We start from the raw sequence: 16,260 nt of genomic DNA, 5'->3' as shown, positions 1-16,260 counted from the left end.
TAACGCCCCGCGCTGTAGAAGCACCTGCGAACTGCATAGACGGAGCGATAAAACAAAAACGTTGTGTTGAAAGTAGTAAGAACGCGAATTGACGCTTTTGTTTGCTGCACCTGCACCTGCACCTGCGAGGCACATGGCAACCACATCAACAGTAAGGGCCTCACAATGGAATGCGAGGCCCTGTCGAGCTTTCAAACTACTGCTGAAGTTTTGCTTCTGGATTAAAAGACGAAGGCCCCCTGGAAGGTGATGTTTCGCGGTGTGGCCACTTCATACCCGCCGAAGGTTCCAATTTGGCTGGTGAATTGATTGCCGGTGGCAGAACTGATGCTTCCGGTGGGGTTGACGAACTGCGCGTGGTTAAACAAGTTGGAGATCTGCGTGACGAAGTTAAACTTCACACGCTCGGTGATCAGAGTGCTCTTGATGATCGAGACGTGTGTCTGATACAGGTTCTGGCCTGCCAGGCTGAACGGTAATGCATTGCCGAAGGTTCCAGGCTTCGGAATAGCAAAGGCGGCCTGGTTGAACCAATTCGTCTTCGACTTGCCTCCGGGGATATTGTTCGGATCGCCCACCAGGTCTGGCAGGCCACTCAGTGTGTTGGTGCCTGAGGGGTCGGAACCAGTGAACCCTGGCGAAAACCACGTGCCGGACGCTAAATATGTCATCACATTGGTCGACCAGCCGCCCACGACACGGTCCGTCATTCCTCCGGCTCCGTTCAGATACCGTTTCCCGTGACCGAACGGAAGTGCATAGGTAAGCGTGCTTGCGCTGTAATGCCGACGTGTCAGACCATCGTTCGCATAACGCCCCAGCACGTTATAGGGGTTCTCCGTGTCCAGAAAGTTTGCCTGGCTGCTCGACAGGGAATAGTTGGCGGTGAAGGTGAACGAGCCAACACGTCGGCGCACATCGAATTGCAGGCCGTTATAGTTGGCGTTGCCGTCGTAGCGGACCATCGTTGCCGATACGAACTGAGGATAAGGATTGCGCGCTGACGTCCAGGTTGTTGTGCTCGGCGCGGGTTTGTTGATGTTTACCGAATAGTTCAGTCCTGTGCTTCTGGAGCCGACATACGAAACACGGAAGCCGGTGTTGTGCAGTTCGATCTCGTAGGTTGCGCTGAACTGATGGATATGACCATGCTCAGTCTGGCGTGGATAGCCCAGAATGCTCTGGCTTGGCGGTGTCGCGCCGGCACAGGAGGGATAGGGGTTCGGGAAAGAAAACAAGCAGCCATTTGTGTTGTTGTTGTAGACCTCGCTGATCGAGAATGGGCCGGTCGATCCGAGCTGAGGATTGATTGGAAGGAAGTTGTTGAATGCATTGGCAGCACCCAGACGCGAGATGTAGAGACCGTAGCCTCCACGTAGGACGGAATGGCTCGTTACCTGGTAGGCCACCCCAACTCGCGGAGTGATGTTGCTCTTATCAACCAGAGCGCGCACATCGCCAGGCTTGATCGTGATGGTAGAGGGATAGAACGGGCTTACTTTTGCGATTCCGCCTGGATCAACGATGACGTTACCGGTCGTTGGGTCGAAGTTATACATCAGGTGGTCAGCTGCTGACGGCGTGCCATAGATGTCCCAGCGCACGCCGTAGTCGATGTTCAGCTTCGGCGAAATTTTGAACGAGTCCTGCGCGAACAGGCCGTACTCGTTCAGAGTCTGTGTACGACCGCCGAGTGGATTCGTTCGCTGGCTTTGTTGCGGAAGTCCAAGCAGAAAGTCAGCGTAGACCGATGCGGGGGTGGCTGCAGTGCCTGATTTTGTAATAGAGCCGTTGAAGCTGAACGTGCCATAGTCATTGACGAAGCCGTAGTAATTGCTGAAGTGGACTGCCGAGCCTCCAAACTTCAGTACATGGCGTCCCCTCTGCCAGGTGAGTGTGTCCGCGAATGTTGTTATATGGTTGTTCGCTTTGATGCCTCCGGCTACGTTTGTCAAAGCGGTGAAACCTGAACCGCCAAAGGAGATGCTGGGAAATCCCTGTCCCTTGCTATTACTGGGATTCGATCCTTGCAGTCCGGTGGTTGCCAACACCTGAGCGCCGTCGGGAGGTGTTTTCCCAGCGTTGGTCTGGCCGTCGACCATGTAGTCAGTCGAATAGCCGAAGCGGAACTCATTGACCATCTGTGGCGTGAACAGGTGGGTGTCGCCAGCTGCCCACTGCTGATGCCGTCGGTTGCGGGTCCACACCAGGATGGGAAGGCCGTTGTTCAGCACGTACGGCGTTTGACGCATGAGCCAGCGCACAAAGAAGGAATTCTTCTTGGTCAACTGATGATCGATGCGGGCCATCGGCCAGTCGCCGCGATAGAGGTCGGTGTTGAAGGGAAACTGGAAGACATAATTATTGGCCTGGCTTGTTGCCGGACCGTTGTTCGGGGCTGGAATGTAATTGTCTTGAAAGGCCTTGGCTACCGAGTTGATGCGCGATGCCGGAATGGTGTTATTGGGAAAGGGCTGACCGGTCTGCGGATCGATGATGGGCGTTGAAAAGACACCAGAGCGCATCGCCATCGTGGGAACGTTCGCCAGGGCCTGGTAACCCAGTGGAATCTTCTGGGCGAACCACTGGCCGTAGAAGAAGGTGCGGTCACGCCAGATGTAGCCTCCACCCTCAAGGTTCCATTCGTGCTGCAGGTACGGGGATTTAGCGGTGGTGAAGTAGCCGCGCGCGTTGAAGACCGAATCGTAAATGCGATAGCTGGCGCTGCCGTGAAACTTGTTGGTGCCGCGCTTGGTCACCATGTTGATCTGTACGGGAACGGGGCTTTCGGCCGGAGCATTGAAGAGCGATGCCGAGACTTGCTCAAAGAAATTAGCGTTGTTGCTCTGGTTGCCCTGCAGGTCGTTGGCGATGCCGTCGAACGTCTGCGACTGCTGCTGCTGTGTCTGACCATTTGCAATGGGAGAACCCGTGCCGCCCTGCACGCCAGAGAGCGTCGTCAACATCGAGTAGGTCGATGGATAGATTGTGACCTGCGGAGACTCATCGTGCTGCTTCGCCGAAAATAGACCGCCGAGCGTTGATGATTCGGTATTGATGACCGCTGCACCTGCTGAGACGGTGACCTCTTCGCTGGCTTCACCAAGGGCAAGCGTCGGATTGATGCGGCGTATCTGGCCGCTATCGAGGATGATGTTCTGTGCGACAAACTGCTTGAAACCAGACGAACTGCAACGAAGCTGATAGGTGCCTGGCTTCAATTCGTTGACCTCGAAGTCACCTGTGTCAGCTGAGATGGTTTCGCGAACCTTCTGACCGGTCAACGGCTCGTAGAGCTCTACCTTGGCTTTAGCCACCACGCTACCGCTGGAGTCCATGACGGTGCCGCGCAACGTCGCATTCACAGTCTGGGCGCTTCCTGATACATCCCATGCAAAGAAAAATAGGGCTAAAAGTAAAAATCGGAAAGCAGACCATCTGCCCGAGCAGCAAAAGGAGCTGGAACGATGAGAACGATTGAGAAAGAACATGCGTGACCTCTCTAAAGCAAAAGTTCCTGGTGAAATGCTGCGATGTGATGAGGAACATCTAATACGGGTCGGCCATAAATATCAATGTATTTTTTTGGTTTGTTAAATAAATCGCTATGCCAAATAAAAAAGTGCACCGTTTTTAGTGCAATAAATCCTTCTATAAGCATTTTGAGGGGCAGAAACGCCATATCTGCAGGCGGGGAGTTTTTAAAGTATCTAAAGAATTGTGTTTACCGGAAGTGCCTGTAAATGCGAATATCGTAGCCACTCATGATGACTCGCCGAAATTTTCTGCAGACCGCCGCCGCAGTGACCGTGATGTCTTCCGTGCCCGCCCGGGCGAATACTCGGCTGCCCATTCACATGGCAGTGGAGTACAACATGCTGCCCGAAAATCTATCGATTCTGCAGCGCTTTCAGCTTGCGAAGGACTGCGGCTTCGAGCAGATCGAATGCCCCACATCGAACGATGCGGATGCACGGGCAATGAAGGACGCCTCAGAGAAGGTCGGCTTGCCGATTCATTCGGTGATGAATATCGACCACTGGAAGTATCCTTTCTCTTCCGCTGATCCGGCCGTGGTGGAGAAGAGCCTTGAAGGAGCGCGCACTTCGATGCGCAACGCGCACCTCTGGGGAGCAACAACGGTACTGCTTGTGCCAGGCGTGGTGAATTCACAGACTTCATACAAGGATGCATACACGCGTTCACAGATCGCGCTTCGCAAGCTGATTCCGCTGGCAGAGCAGTTGAACGTGACGATTGCAGTGGAAGAAGTGTGGAACAAGTTCCTGCTGAGTCCACTGGAGTTTGCTCGTTATGTGGACGAATTCAATTCGCCGCATGTACGCGCCTACTTTGACGTGGGCAATGTCGTGCTCTACGGCTATCCGCAGGATTGGATTCGCACGCTGGGCAAACGCATTGCCAAGCTGCACATTAAGGACTTTACGTTTCATCACGATAAGGCTGCGGGTGGCAACGTGGCTCGCTGGGTATCTCCAGGAGAGGGCGATATTGACTGGACGGCGATTTATTCCGCGCTGCAGGACGTTGGCTATCAGGGAACGGCAACACTCGAACTTGCCTCAGGCGATGGGGATTACCTGAAAGATATGCGCCGGCGTTTCGGCCTTATTCTTTCCGGAGATATGCCTGCAAAGGCCAAGTGAGCCACTGATTTCATCACACTATTTATGTTCTACAGTTGGGGTCGTATGTCGTCACGTACAACACACGCATTGGGCCAGTTTGATTGCTTGAGGGACGCATATAGGATTGCGGCCAGGCAATCAATCCGTCTTGCACTTCTGCTGGCATCTGGCCTGCTGCCGATGGCGGCGAAGGGGCAGGCAGCAAACTCACCATTGCCGAATGGACCGCATCGCGATACGGTGCAACGCATCTGCTCAAGCTGCCATGCAGTTCAGATGTTTACCGGTCGGAAGATGAGCAAAGAGGCATGGGGAACAACCGTATCGAACATGATCGCGCGTGGAGCAAAGATCAATGATGATGAGTTTGATCAGATTGTTACCTATCTCTCGGCGACGTTTCCTGCAGATGGGGCCGAAGTCGTTACAGGCATCACGCGATCTGTGCCAACGGGGCAGGCTAAACCACCACGTAGACGCAGCTTGATCGATCAGGCTGGGTCTGACGATAAGCAGGTTGTGGATGAAGATCTCGCTGCGTTGGGCAAGAAGGTTTACATTGCGCAATGCATTACCTGCCACGGGACCAATGCACGCGGCAGCGAACGCGGACCGGATCTGGTGCGCTCGGTGTTGGTGCTGCACGATCGCTATGGCAGTACCATTGCGCCGTTTCTTGATCAGGGACACTCAAAGGTGAAACCGGTGCAGTTGACCAGGGAAGAAGTCGTTAACTTGTCTCACTATTTACATCAGCAGATTGGCGATACGTTGCGCACAGGGCCTTACAACCACACATTGAATATTCTTGTGGGCGATCCGAAGGCAGGTAAGACCTACTTTGAAGGCGCTGGAGGCTGCACGAAGTGTCACTCCGTTACGGGCGACCTGGCACACATTGCTTCAAAGTATGCACCGTTTGCCCTGCAGCAAAAGGTGGTGTTCCCGGATAATCGGGCGATCACCAGGCAGGGATCGGTTTCGCGGCAGGCCAAGACGCTTACAGTTACCGTGACAACTCCCAAGGGAACGAAGGTGACCGGCGTGCCAACAAACATGGATGATTACAACGTTTCATTGCGCGACGCCGCAGGGCAGTACTACAGCTTTACACGCAGTCCAGATCTCAAGGTAGAGAAGAATGATCCGTACGCCGCGCATGTGGCGCTTCTCGATGTCTACACCGACAAGGATATTCATGACGTGGTGTCGTACCTGGAGACCTTGCAATGAAGTTTTTTACGACACTCTTGCTTACCCTGTTTGCTTTGACCTCTCTTCATGCCACCGCGCAGGAAGGGAAGGTGGGAGCTGGGCTTGATCCGGCATCGATCGTTCATCCAGCACCGGATTCATGGCCCACGTACAACGGAGATTACTCCGGCCGCCGCTTCAGCACGCTGACACAGATCAACGATAAGAATGTGAAGTCGTTGAGTCTTGCATGGCTGTACCAGATGCCGAACCTTGGCGAAGGTATGGTTCGGCGACTTGCCGGTACCCCCATCGTGGTGAATGGCGTGATCTACATCACCACAGCCGACCATGTCTGGGCGCTGGATGCGCGCACCGCCAAGGAGTTGTGGCATTTCATGTGGACAACCAAGGGTGGCATTCACCTTGGCAATCGCGGGGCTGCAATCTCCGGGAACACGCTGTATTTTGAAACGCCGGATTGCAACCTTGTTGCTTTGAATATTGCCGATGGCACGAAGCGGTGGAGCCAGTCGATCTGCGATCTTGATCAGATGTATTATGCGTCGGTGGCTCCCGTGGTGGTGAAGAACCATGTCATCACTGGCGTGAGCGGTGACGATCTGGATCGGCCTGGATATCTGGAAGCGCACGATCCTGAGACGGGCGCGCTGCAATGGCACTGGTCTGTGGTGCCGAAACCGGGCGAGCCGGGATCAGAGACATGGCCGAGTGCGGACGCAATGGCGCATGGCGGCGGTATGACATGGATTCCTCCAACCTATGACCCTGAGTTGAATCTTCTTTACATCGGTACAGGGAATCCGCAACCGGTGTTGAATGCAAGCTCACGCGCAGGCGCCAACCTTTTCACGGAATCGATTGTGGCCCTGCATGCCGATACAGGCAAGATGGCCTGGTACTTTCAACCTTCACCGCACGACACGCATGATTGGGATGCGATTCAAACGCCTGTTTTGTTTGATGGAGTGATGGATGGCAAACATCACAAACTGCTGGCGCAGGCGAGCCGAAACGGATGGTTCTTTGTATTGGACCGCGAGACCGGCAAGAACTTTGTGAGCACAGAGTTTGTGAAGACGAACTGGGTGAAGGGGCTGGATGCAAAGGGGCAACCGATTCCTGATACCGCAAAAGAACCGCAGATTCCGGGTGTTCTGGTTGCACCGGACGCTTCGGGCGGTGTGAACTGGGAGCCGCCATCATTCAGCCCTGCAACGGGATTGTTTTATGTGAACGCAACACACTCGTATTCGATGTTCTACATCTATGACGACACCAACAGACCTGAAGGCTGGGGCGGTCAACAGAATGGACATTGGTCAGAGGCGATTCTTGAAGCGCTGGACTACCGCACGGGCAAGATCAAGTGGAGTCACACGTGGGAGACTCCGGGAAGTAAAGGCGGCTTGCTGAGCACTGCGGGCAACTTGCTGTTTACGGGCGATCCGAACAATAACTTTATTGCGATGGATGCCACAACAGGCAAATCGCTATGGCATGTGAACCTGGGTACGGGCGTGTCGAACGGCGCGATCACCTATATGTTGGATGGCCATCAATATGTGCTCGTTGGCGCAGGCGATAAGCTGTTTGCCTTCGTCATGAACTAAAAACATAGAACAAAGCTACAAAACGCCAGCAACATACTAAAAGCAGTGAGGTGCAATCCCTGCAAATTGCGCGCCCGCGGCCGTGACCATGATCCAAGTAGAAGGTCCCACCTTCAACCGGTGTGATCTTTCCCTTGTGCATCACATGAGATGGATCCGGTTTGCCCTTCGATAAGGGTACGGGTGCAAGGACCCACTTCCCCTCGATCTTCACCTTCCGCATAACGCGTAGTGCATGCTCGCTCATCGTTCCTCGATACTTGGTGTCACCTACATAGCTTGGTGTCACAAATCCGCTTGTTTCAGTGGTATTCAGTTGGTTCCGTTGACTGCATTGAAAATATCCCACAAACAATAAAACCCGCGCTGGGCGCGGGTGAAACACGAAACCCGCACGAATCGCGGGTCGAAGGTAAAGTTGTTGGTTGCCCTTTTCCGGCATTATTGGAACGAACTTGCCCACGATATTCGTTCAGGAATCTGAAAACAGTCTATTGTTTGCATGGTCTGCAACGATGCTCCCGGCTCGCTGTCCACCGGGAATTTACGGAACCCTGAACCAAGGATGATTTGATTTATATGGCGCAATGCTTGTTTTGCTCTAGCCTTACACCCTCTGCTACCTCAAATGAACTTGACGAAGCCGTGTCACATGCCCAATTTGATTTGATATCAGATTTCGACAATGCTGTTATCGACCTGATAGACGCCCTCGACAAGATCGCCAACCACTCCGGGCTGTTGGAACACGCTTTGAAATTCTCCACCGAATCTCGCAAGGAAGCTCTAGGTCTGCTGCGGAGTATGGAAGCCGTAGCCGTCTAGCTGCATACTCTGCAAACGATCCAAGGCCGGGACCTGCCCACACAGCAGCCCCGGCCATTCTCGTATTAGCTATCGGCGTTTACCCAGTTCTGGCAGACCGCCTTGCAGGACGCGCACGTTGCCCTCGAAGCGAATCGTTCCCTCATACTGTGTCCTCTTCGGCTTAGTCGTTTTCCTCTTGCGTGCAGGCAGTACGGGCAACTTCGCGGCCTTCTTTTTCGGTAAGCTCTCCACTTCATCAGGCGTCAGTGGTGCTCGCTTGCCTCTGCCTGCACCGATAGCAACAACTCCAGTTCGAGAGGACAATGGGCGTGTTGCTCGCCTCGAAGGCTCGTCAGGTGGAACGAGGTGCAATGCCCGGCTCTTAAGATTTGATGTGGCGTTCCGATAAGACTTCTTCGCACGTCGCATAGCATTAGCTTCCGCTGGTGTCAGAGATTTCCGTTTACGGCCCATAATGAGAGCCATACTACTGCCAAACGATGGCAGCTTTTCGCCGGTTCTCCACAGGCCCATTCGTTTTATGCTTCCGGTGGAGAAAGAAACATGACGATCGATATTCAAATAAGCGATAGGCAGCGCAAGGCTGTTGAGAAGATTGCACGGCTCCGAAAGTACTTTGGTAAAGAACGTCCGGAAATCTACGAATGGACAACTGCCGACGAGAGCATAGACTTCGCCGGCATGACCGACGAACAAGTAGCAAGTTATCTCGAAGCGAACAGGGACTAACTCTGGTGGCGATCTACTGTGTTTCTCTTGCGTCCGCTAAACCGACGTTCGAGGATGATCCAGTGAGTCCATTCTTCACTCTTCATTTCACATTGAAGTTGGAGTCTGCTGACCGTGGTTCAACATTTTCAGCCGTCAGCCAAGGCGCGATTGTGAACCAAACAATCGAGTATTTCCGAACCAATGAGTCCGTAGCTGTCGAAATCCCCGATTATTGGCTCACGAGTTTCACCGTCTATTGGCAAGAGGAAGTTGTCCGCAAAGCAATAGAGTACATAGTGGCTACTCCCAACATCCCACAAAAGTCCTGCACATCCTAAACCCAGTCAATTTTAGCCCGTTATTCGCTTTTGTCTAGCAATGACGGGCCTTTTCGTTGATAGAGGTCGTAGTTATCCGTACCGTTTTGGGGTGAAAATGAGGTACGAGTCGTACCAAGTGACTACTCACTGGCATTGAACCGAAGATCTACCGATGCGGCCTGCTTATAAGCGGTGAGGAACTTCTTTCCCGGTTCTGCCGCAAGGATCGCAGCACGCACAATCAGGCTTTCACTGACTCTCTCCCCCTGCAAGGCGATATCGGCCATGAGCTGCCGAACCTTCTCCCTGTCCTCATCGCGCAGATACATGGTGACTCGCTTGCCCCTTTGGGGACTGGCTTTCTTTGCTGTCATGCCGCCACCGCCTTCCCTTGCTCACGCAGCAGGACATTCCGAACGGAGCTTCCATACCACCGTCCACCGTTCTTTGAGGGCAGACCTTCTGAGTTGATCGTCTCTGCAATCTTATCGACGGCCATCCCCGCGTCCCTAAGGCTCAAAATGCGGTCGATGGTGACACGATGATGGCCAGATGTGCCGAAAGCTTTTGCGCCTTCACAGCGACCCGTTTTCGCCTTCATACGCTGCCTTGCACCACGTAGTTTGAGGACGATCATCGCCTTGTCATACTCTGCGATGGCACCGAATATCTGCCTCATCAACTTCCGTGAAGGATCATCGCTGCACAAGTCCGGCTCTGCGACTGAGATGACCGTGATTCCCCTCTTACGCAGATCGCCAAGAATCGTTTCCTGAATCATCAAGTCTCTCGCGAGCCTGTCCAGTCGCTCAATGAGAACGACCTGGGCATCGCCTTCATTGATTGCCAGTAACAGATTTTGCAGAGCAGGCCGGTTTTCAAGGTCTTTGGTTCCTGAAACACCTTCTTCTCTAAAGACCTCGATGACATTCAAGCCGTGCGCACTCGCATAACGCTCAATCGCCTCCTGTTGTCTTATGAAGCCGTCACGGTCTACCTGTCCAGCTCCGCTCACTCTCAGATACGCAACTGCCTCTGTCATATCTATACTGTACGTATACTACCGTTAATACGTCAACAACATTCTGTAGAAATTTGTAAGTTGTTGATTCTGCGTACTGGCTGCATAGTATGCCTAGCACCGTCGGGAACGGTTCCATCTACACATCTGCTCCCGGCTATGGCCTACGCCACGGCGCTAGGCTAGTGCTTCATGGTAGGGGTAAGAAACGGCGAAAGTACGCGGTGGTATCACGCAATTTTTCAGCGACTTCGAAACCTTGGCCAAATTTATTTTCTCCCTTGGAATGAGTAGCTTAGGTACTCCCTTTTATGGAGAGGGCTTGACAAACTGCATAAATGTGATATCCTATAAGCATAGGTAGAGGTCAGGCGTCAAGCACGCTGAGGCTTCCCTAGAAAGCATAGAAGGCCCACACCATAGCCGGTGTTGGGCCTTTTTCTTTCCCCGATAAAGGACAACACATACACAATGGACAAACCATTTCTCACCGTTGCGGAAGCGGCGGAACACCTAAGCGTGTCTCCGTTTACGATCCGCGACTGGCTTCGCGCTGGCACCCTACGCAGCGTCCGACTTGGCACAAAGCGATGCATCCGAATCCAGCGAGGCGACCTCAGTCGCTTCATCAGTTGCCGCAGTCGCGGAGGCGAAGACGATGCCCTCTAACACCGCCGAATATCCGCAACCTCGCCTCTCTGCCGCAGAAGCCGCCGCCATTCTCGCGGTCAAATCTGAAGCTCTTCAGGCTGCCGTTGATGCAGGCACGCTTCGCCAGTTCCGAGATGGACAAGGAACGGTGGAGTACACGATCCAGGACTTGCGAGATCACGCGGAGCGTTTGCAGTGACTCGACGTTTGAAGCATCCCGGTAGGTCATGCGATCAGACGAACGTGTTCGCGCAACAAATCCAAAGCTGGACCAATAGGCAGCCCACCACCACCACCGCAGACAAAACAAAGGAAGAAGACAAGAAGTGACAGAACAAGAAGCCAAGGAAATCAATGCCGTGCGCGAATTTGCTCGCGCCCCTGAACGAGTGGAACCCAACGGTATCCCCTCTGCCGTGGATAGTATCCGTGACGAAAACCTTAAGCCGGATTGGGACGACTTCATGCGCCGCCGTGAGTCGAACCCAGAACAGTTCGCGAGTGCAGAACAGGGTGTTGTCGACTACGCGGCCCTCTTAGATGATGCGAAGGCTGAAAATCATCGCCTTCGCGGTTTGCTTGATGCCGTGCAGGCAGGGCAGTCTCGCCCTACGTCACAGCAGGGCAGTGGCACCGCCGCCAAGCTGACCGCAGAACAACTTTCAAGAAAGATGAAGCCCTATCAACTGGACCGGCTCTCCGATAACGAACTCGCTGTTTCCTTGGGTATGACCGCCGTACCAACGCGAGAAGACGTCGCCCGATTCTTCGGGCCGGGTACCCACGTGGAAGCAAATCGACTGATGAACACGGATCGCCAAAAGTATTACCAGCTTCGCGGCTTCGGCCAGCTACGCCGCTGGATTTAATGGTCGGCAAACCGCCGCCCACAACGGGCGGCACACTTTTTGCTCGTCTGCCTGATTGGGCAGACTGCGCTGCGAAGTAGGACGCGCAGCAGAGCGACGGACGAGTGCGTAGCCATGCGCGTCCTTCCTCGTCTGTCGCTTCAAATTTCGCTCCGCGTAGCACCGGCTACCCCTACGTGTTGAGCGGCCCCGCGCCTAACCGGCATGGGGAAACGGGCCGTCCTTGCGTTCACTTCCTTCTCGCATCGACGGCCCTTAGTTTCGTCCCGGCAAATGTACCCCCGACGTGGTGCGTAGTGAAAACAGCCGGAACGACCAATGGCGACGGGAGAACCTGCCCGTCGCTGTTTCTATTCAGGAGATACATGGACAGCTACCAATGGGCGCACGCCATCGGCGTGGAGTTGTGGCAATTCCTCACTAACGAGGAACGCGAAGCTGCATTGAGCACCGACATTGAACAACTGAATCGCGCGACCTTTCGAGACGCGAAAAACCTCGTCAGGAAAGGCAATCCCGCAGCCGCCGTCTATGTTGAGCGAAGACTCCTCGCTGAGCGGCTGAATATGGGCGATGTTCGCCGCGTCGTGAACCGTATCGCCGCCACGCAACGCACTGGCTATTAGCTCTGCACACAATTTCAAAAGTTCACGTACCCCAAGTGCGTGCATGGGCCATCTTCGGCGCTGGGGATGGCCCACTTTGCCTACTTGGAGGGAATAACTAAAACCACTTGGGAAAGTACATGCCAGAAAAACTATTTCTGCCTTGGGTCAAATTCTGGGCAGCCGACTTCTTAAACCAAACCGATCACCTCGATGACGCAGCATTCAGGGCGTATACGCGGCTCTACATCGCGTACTGGTACAGGCAGGGCCTTCCGTCAGACATGAAACAACTTCAGCGTCTCGCGCAACTCGGCAAGGACTCCGAAGGGATCACCGAATCAGTCATCGGCGAGTTCTTCGAAATGTCGAACGGCAGTCTGCGCCACGATCAACTTGATGCTTCTCTCGCAGAAGTCTCGAAGACTGTGGAAGCAAACCAACGACGCGGCCTGAAGGCAAGACAGGGAAAAGCAAAGTCTCAGCTTGTCACAGACCCTGTGACAGCGTCTTTGACAGACCCCTATGAAGATGACAGAGGAAAGATGACAGATGAAAGAAGAGAGAGGGAGAAGAAAGAAGATCAGATGACAGAAGCAGATGGAGAAGAAACCATCGCTGCGTCTATCGGATGCACTCCCAAACAACTCTTTGAGAAATCACCCTTGACTCTCTCGCCTGACGAGAGGAAAGCCAGATCACAGATTGCTCGCTTACGTGCGCAGAAGATCCAGAAGGCAGCATGACACTCCACCCATCCGCAGACTTTGCAGCCCCGGCCACACGCCGGGGTTTCTCTCTTGTCGCAGAACCCATGAAGGAAGGTAAATGCCTTTTGAACAAGATTGGCTCGATTACACAGCCAACCGCCTTGCCACTCTCGCCCATACGCGCGTAGCGCGTCCCCGTAAACCACCGCTCGATCTACCTTCAGTTGGCTTGTTGGAGTTGTACCCAGACCTACCAGCAGACGCCACCGAAATGTTACGTGGTCACTTGGCATCTGTCAAAGGGCCGCATATTGCTTAGATGCCCACGAGCTTTTCGCAGACTTGCAACAGAACCTTCCAGCAGGGTTTCCGAGGCTTATCGGGATCGGTTCCACGAGGATCGTCTGGGAGTTGCCGTTAGGTCTTGTGGCTAAGGTCGAGCGCGATAACCCTGACGTTGATCCTTGCCAGACTGGGAGTTGGAAGAACGTGGTGGGCAAGGATATTTGCCTCACCTCTGGAAACGCAGACGGCTCGCGAATTATTCAGAGTTAACGACGGCGACGATCTTTCCTCGCGTCGTTGTACCCATCTATGGTGCCGCACTCAGCTTCGGCCCCAAGCGCGTAAATCCCGGTGTGCTCGTTGCTCTGAAGCTCACGACATTAGACCAACTCACCAGTCCAGACGACAAGGTGGACGTGTTCTATAGGGATCTTGCCGTGGATGATATTACAGGTCATCTTCATGTCCACGACTCAAGGTTCTCTAGCAAGCCACGGCCTGTATCGGGAGTTACATGGCTTTGTGACACACGCCTATGTGAAGGTGGAGACCCCGATTCTCCTATCTGGCGAGGCAATCTCGGCAAGGACGACACGGGCCGCTTCTACCTGGCTGACCGGGGAAACTCCGCAGTCTTCGGACTCATGCCGGACTCCATCCACTTCACACCAAAAGCATTTGAGCACATGCACCCCGGTTCGGCAGAGCACCGTGACCTAACGGTAAGAGTTAGCCGGATGATGATGAACGCATGTCGAGAAGAGACCTTTGCCCGGTCGACCAAAGAATTTCTCACGCAGAAGAGAGAGGAGGTGAACGAAGCATGAAAGGCGGAATGATTAGTGGCCATTCGAGTGGTGGCTCCATTTTGAACTATGCCAACAACAACGGCAGCAGTTCAGGCGGCACCAGTTTCACGATCTAGTTAAACTCACCTGCCCCTCGTGTCGCAAAATCACGAGTCCACCCCAACGCAACATCAACCCGCTATACCCCGACTCGGGTTTTATGTTTTGGGAACCCCTCGTCCTTCACCGGGCGAGGGGCTTTTTTGTTTTAGGAGTGACTTTGGAAGACCCCACAGAAGATATGCAAGATCCCTACATCGAGCTTGCCCATGTAATCTACGATCTATTCACAGCACACGCGCAGCGAGATTCCGAATCTCTGAGATGGGCGCTGTATGCACACGAGACGGGGGAATGTGAATGAGTGGTAAAGCCGTTTTGTACATCCGCGTGTCGTCGAGCAGACAGGTTGACAACACCAGCTTGGACGCTCAGGAGAAAGTCTGCCGGGATTGGTGTGCAGCTAATGGCATAGCGGTCGATACCTGCTACATCGAGCGCGGTGAATCTGCAAAGTCCGCAGACCGTACACAGTTCCAAGCCATGTTCCGGCATCTCGAAGCCAATGCACGCAAGAAGGGCATCACGCACGTTGTCGTTTACAAGTTTGATCGTTTCTCACGGTCTGTTGACGATGGGGCGGTGTATCGCCTTGCGCTGAAGAAGTTGTGCATCGCCCTGGTGAGTGCCACGGAGCGAACCGATAACTCTCCGTCGGGTAAGTTTCTCACCACACTTTTGTCTGCTGTCTCTGAGTTAGACAACGACGTAAGAGCAGAACGTACAGTATCGGGGATGCGTACTCGCTTGGCTAGTGGCAGATGGCAGTGGCCCGCGCCTCTTGGATACCTCAACGGCTCATCAGGCGGGCCATCGCTGGTAATTGATCCAGAACGTGGCCCTTTAGTTCGCCAGATATTTGAACTGGTAGCGAAGGGGCATCAGAAAGCGGTTGCCTTGAAGACGGTCACGGAGCGCGGCCTTCGTTCAAAGCGAGGTCTGCGAATCAATCAGGAAACCCTCGCTGGCCTTCTAGTGAACCCCATGTACACCGGGCAGATCGTGAATGCGAAGTGGGGTATGTCAGTACAAGGGGATTTTGAACCACTTGTGTCTGAGCAACTATTCAATCAGGTGCAGGTAATCCTGTCAGGAAAGTCGCCCGTAGCCGTGCCTCACGCTCGTGACCGCGAGGACTTTCCTCTCCGAGGTCTGATCCTCTGTGGTCAGTGTATGAAGCCCGTGACGGCTTCAATAAGCACTGGCAAACTGGGAAACAAATTCGGCTATTACAGGTGCCACCGTGCAGCTGGACACCTGAACGTAAAGCGCGAAGTAGTTGAGGCCAGCTTTACATCGCTGCTGGATAGCATGATCCCTTCGCACGAAGCAATGTCGCGAATGCGTGAAGCCTTCCGTTCCGTCTGGCAAGAGCGCAATGAGAACGCTGGCGAAGAGGCGGAGGCATTGCGTAGGGAGCTAGGAAGACTCAAGGCACGCAAAGAACGCCTACTATCTCAACTCGCCGATGGCGTGATTGAGGCAGAGGATTACAAGGCCGCCAGCAAGTCCATCAGCAACGCCATCGCAGTCGCACAGAACCACCTCTACACCGTAGAGGCCAACAGCTTCCATTCGGACGATGCTTTCCGCTATCTCGAACACACGCTTTGGAACACCAGAAGCACATGGGAGGCCGCGGATTTACAGGGAAAACAAAGGATTCAGCAGAAACTTTTCCCCAAGGGGTTGCCACTCACAATTCAGGGCTTTGGAACACCACCGAACCCTTCAATTTATTCGGAATTAGCAGGCTTTGCGCTCCGCAATGAGGCCTCGAATAGCCAAGAGCTTGCTTTGGTTGCCCCCCAGGGATTCGAACCCCGATTAGACGAGTCAGAGTCGTCGGTCCTACCATTGAACGAGAGGGCAACA

The 16,260-nt window shown here is 53.9% G+C and carries 15 protein-coding genes, 1 tRNA gene and 1 pseudogene; 12 read left to right on the top strand and 5 right to left on the bottom strand.

Going from position 1 to position 16,260, the window contains the following annotated elements; translation table 11 throughout:
- Positions 1–221 precede the first annotated feature (221 nt).
- Entirely contained in the window at positions 222–3,365 is a 3,144-nt protein-coding gene (locus AB6729_RS06260) for a carboxypeptidase regulatory-like domain-containing protein (RefSeq protein ID WP_371080716.1), read from the bottom strand.
- Positions 3,366–3,764: 399 nt separating this feature from the next.
- Here AB6729_RS06260 and AB6729_RS06255 point away from each other — a divergent pair, with 399 nt between their 5' ends.
- The 5 genes from AB6729_RS06255 (at position 3,765) to AB6729_RS06235 (ending at position 9,034) form a co-directional block, all read left to right on the top strand.
- Positions 3,765–4,667, top strand: a complete 903-nt coding sequence (locus tag AB6729_RS06255) for a sugar phosphate isomerase/epimerase family protein (RefSeq protein WP_371080715.1) — start codon at positions 3,765–3,767, stop codon at positions 4,665–4,667.
- A gap of 45 nt (positions 4,668–4,712) precedes the next feature.
- On the top strand, positions 4,713–5,882 hold the full coding sequence (locus AB6729_RS06250) for a c-type cytochrome (protein ID WP_371080714.1): 1,170 nt from the start codon (positions 4,713–4,715) through the stop codon (positions 5,880–5,882).
- Positions 5,879–7,477, top strand: a complete 1,599-nt coding sequence (locus tag AB6729_RS06245; RefSeq protein WP_371080713.1) for an acido-empty-quinoprotein group A — start codon at positions 5,879–5,881, stop codon at positions 7,475–7,477. The genes AB6729_RS06250 and AB6729_RS06245 overlap by 4 nt, the downstream gene beginning before the upstream one ends.
- A 570-nt stretch (positions 7,478–8,047) precedes the next feature.
- On the top strand, positions 8,048–8,302 hold the full coding sequence (locus AB6729_RS06240; protein ID WP_371080712.1) for a hypothetical protein: 255 nt from the start codon (positions 8,048–8,050) through the stop codon (positions 8,300–8,302).
- 546 nt (positions 8,303–8,848) lie between these two features.
- On the top strand, positions 8,849–9,034 hold the full coding sequence (locus AB6729_RS06235; RefSeq protein ID WP_371080711.1) for a hypothetical protein: 186 nt from the start codon (positions 8,849–8,851) through the stop codon (positions 9,032–9,034).
- A 442-nt stretch (positions 9,035–9,476) separates the two neighbouring features.
- Here AB6729_RS06235 and AB6729_RS06230 read toward each other — a convergent pair whose 3' ends face one another.
- Complete coding sequence (locus AB6729_RS06230; protein ID WP_371080710.1) at positions 9,477–9,710, bottom strand: hypothetical protein; 234 nt, start codon at positions 9,708–9,710, stop codon at positions 9,477–9,479.
- Positions 9,707–10,378 (bottom strand): recombinase family protein, encoded by a 672-nt coding sequence (locus AB6729_RS06225; protein ID WP_371080709.1) that lies wholly within the window; start codon positions 10,376–10,378, stop codon positions 9,707–9,709. The genes AB6729_RS06230 and AB6729_RS06225 overlap by 4 nt, the downstream gene beginning before the upstream one ends.
- Before the next feature lie 450 nt (positions 10,379–10,828).
- Between AB6729_RS06225 and AB6729_RS06220 the strand changes: the two genes are divergently transcribed.
- The 7 genes and pseudogenes from AB6729_RS06220 to AB6729_RS06190 form a co-directional block, all read left to right on the top strand.
- Positions 10,829–11,026 (top strand): helix-turn-helix domain-containing protein, encoded by a 198-nt coding sequence (locus AB6729_RS06220; RefSeq protein WP_371080707.1) that lies wholly within the window; start codon positions 10,829–10,831, stop codon positions 11,024–11,026.
- Positions 11,016–11,207, top strand: a complete 192-nt coding sequence (locus tag AB6729_RS06215; RefSeq protein ID WP_371080706.1) for a hypothetical protein — start codon at positions 11,016–11,018, stop codon at positions 11,205–11,207. Before AB6729_RS06220 ends, AB6729_RS06215 begins: the two co-directional genes overlap by 11 nt.
- Before the next feature lie 127 nt (positions 11,208–11,334).
- Positions 11,335–11,877, top strand: coding sequence for a hypothetical protein (locus AB6729_RS06210; protein WP_371080705.1), 543 nt, complete (start codon positions 11,335–11,337; stop codon positions 11,875–11,877).
- A 365-nt stretch (positions 11,878–12,242) separates the two neighbouring features.
- Positions 12,243–12,503, top strand: a complete 261-nt coding sequence (locus tag AB6729_RS06205; RefSeq protein WP_371080704.1) for a hypothetical protein — start codon at positions 12,243–12,245, stop codon at positions 12,501–12,503.
- 119 nt (positions 12,504–12,622) lie between these two features.
- Complete coding sequence (locus AB6729_RS06200) at positions 12,623–13,228, top strand: DUF1376 domain-containing protein (RefSeq protein ID WP_371080703.1); 606 nt, start codon at positions 12,623–12,625, stop codon at positions 13,226–13,228.
- 470 nt (positions 13,229–13,698) lie between these two features.
- Positions 13,699–14,304 (top strand): hypothetical protein, encoded by a 606-nt coding sequence (locus AB6729_RS06195; RefSeq protein WP_371080702.1) that lies wholly within the window; start codon positions 13,699–13,701, stop codon positions 14,302–14,304.
- A 381-nt stretch (positions 14,305–14,685) separates the two neighbouring features.
- Positions 14,686–15,468: pseudogene (locus AB6729_RS06190) on the top strand (recombinase family protein); the annotation flags it as partial.
- Positions 15,469–15,837: 369 nt separating this feature from the next.
- Here the strand turns inward: AB6729_RS06190 and AB6729_RS06185 are convergent.
- Both AB6729_RS06185 and AB6729_RS06180 read right to left on the bottom strand, forming a co-directional pair.
- A complete protein-coding gene (locus AB6729_RS06185; RefSeq protein WP_371080701.1) occupies positions 15,838–15,960 on the bottom strand; it encodes a hypothetical protein in 123 nt (40 codons plus the stop codon).
- Between the two features lie 223 nt (positions 15,961–16,183).
- Positions 16,184–16,257, bottom strand: a tRNA-Gln gene (locus AB6729_RS06180).
- Positions 16,258–16,260: the final 3 nt, after the last annotated feature.

Origin of the sequence: Terriglobus sp. RCC_193, assembly GCF_041355105.1 — a bacterium.
Taxonomy (GTDB): domain Bacteria; phylum Acidobacteriota; class Terriglobia; order Terriglobales; family Acidobacteriaceae; genus Terriglobus.
This window is presented reverse-complemented; position numbering and strand designations above follow the sequence as displayed.

Coding starts and splice junctions, on each gene's coding strand:
- AB6729_RS06255 (WP_371080715.1), top strand. CDS start 3,765: ATGATGACTCGCCGAAATTTTCTGCAGACCGCCGCCGCAGTGACCGTG.
- AB6729_RS06250 (WP_371080714.1), top strand. CDS start 4,713: ATGTCGTCACGTACAACACACGCATTGGGCCAGTTTGATTGCTTGAGG.
- AB6729_RS06245 (WP_371080713.1), top strand. CDS start 5,879: ATGAAGTTTTTTACGACACTCTTGCTTACCCTGTTTGCTTTGACCTCT.
- AB6729_RS06235 (WP_371080711.1), top strand. CDS start 8,849: ATGACGATCGATATTCAAATAAGCGATAGGCAGCGCAAGGCTGTTGAG.
- AB6729_RS06230 (WP_371080710.1), bottom strand. CDS start 9,710: ATGACAGCAAAGAAAGCCAGTCCCCAAAGGGGCAAGCGAGTCACCATG.
- AB6729_RS06225 (WP_371080709.1), bottom strand. CDS start 10,378: ATGACAGAGGCAGTTGCGTATCTGAGAGTGAGCGGAGCTGGACAGGTA.
- AB6729_RS06220 (WP_371080707.1), top strand. CDS start 10,829: ATGGACAAACCATTTCTCACCGTTGCGGAAGCGGCGGAACACCTAAGC.
- AB6729_RS06215 (WP_371080706.1), top strand. CDS start 11,016: ATGCCCTCTAACACCGCCGAATATCCGCAACCTCGCCTCTCTGCCGCA.
- AB6729_RS06205 (WP_371080704.1), top strand. CDS start 12,243: ATGGACAGCTACCAATGGGCGCACGCCATCGGCGTGGAGTTGTGGCAA.
- AB6729_RS06200 (WP_371080703.1), top strand. CDS start 12,623: ATGCCAGAAAAACTATTTCTGCCTTGGGTCAAATTCTGGGCAGCCGAC.
- AB6729_RS06185 (WP_371080701.1), bottom strand. CDS start 15,960: ATGGAAGCTGTTGGCCTCTACGGTGTAGAGGTGGTTCTGTGCGACTGC.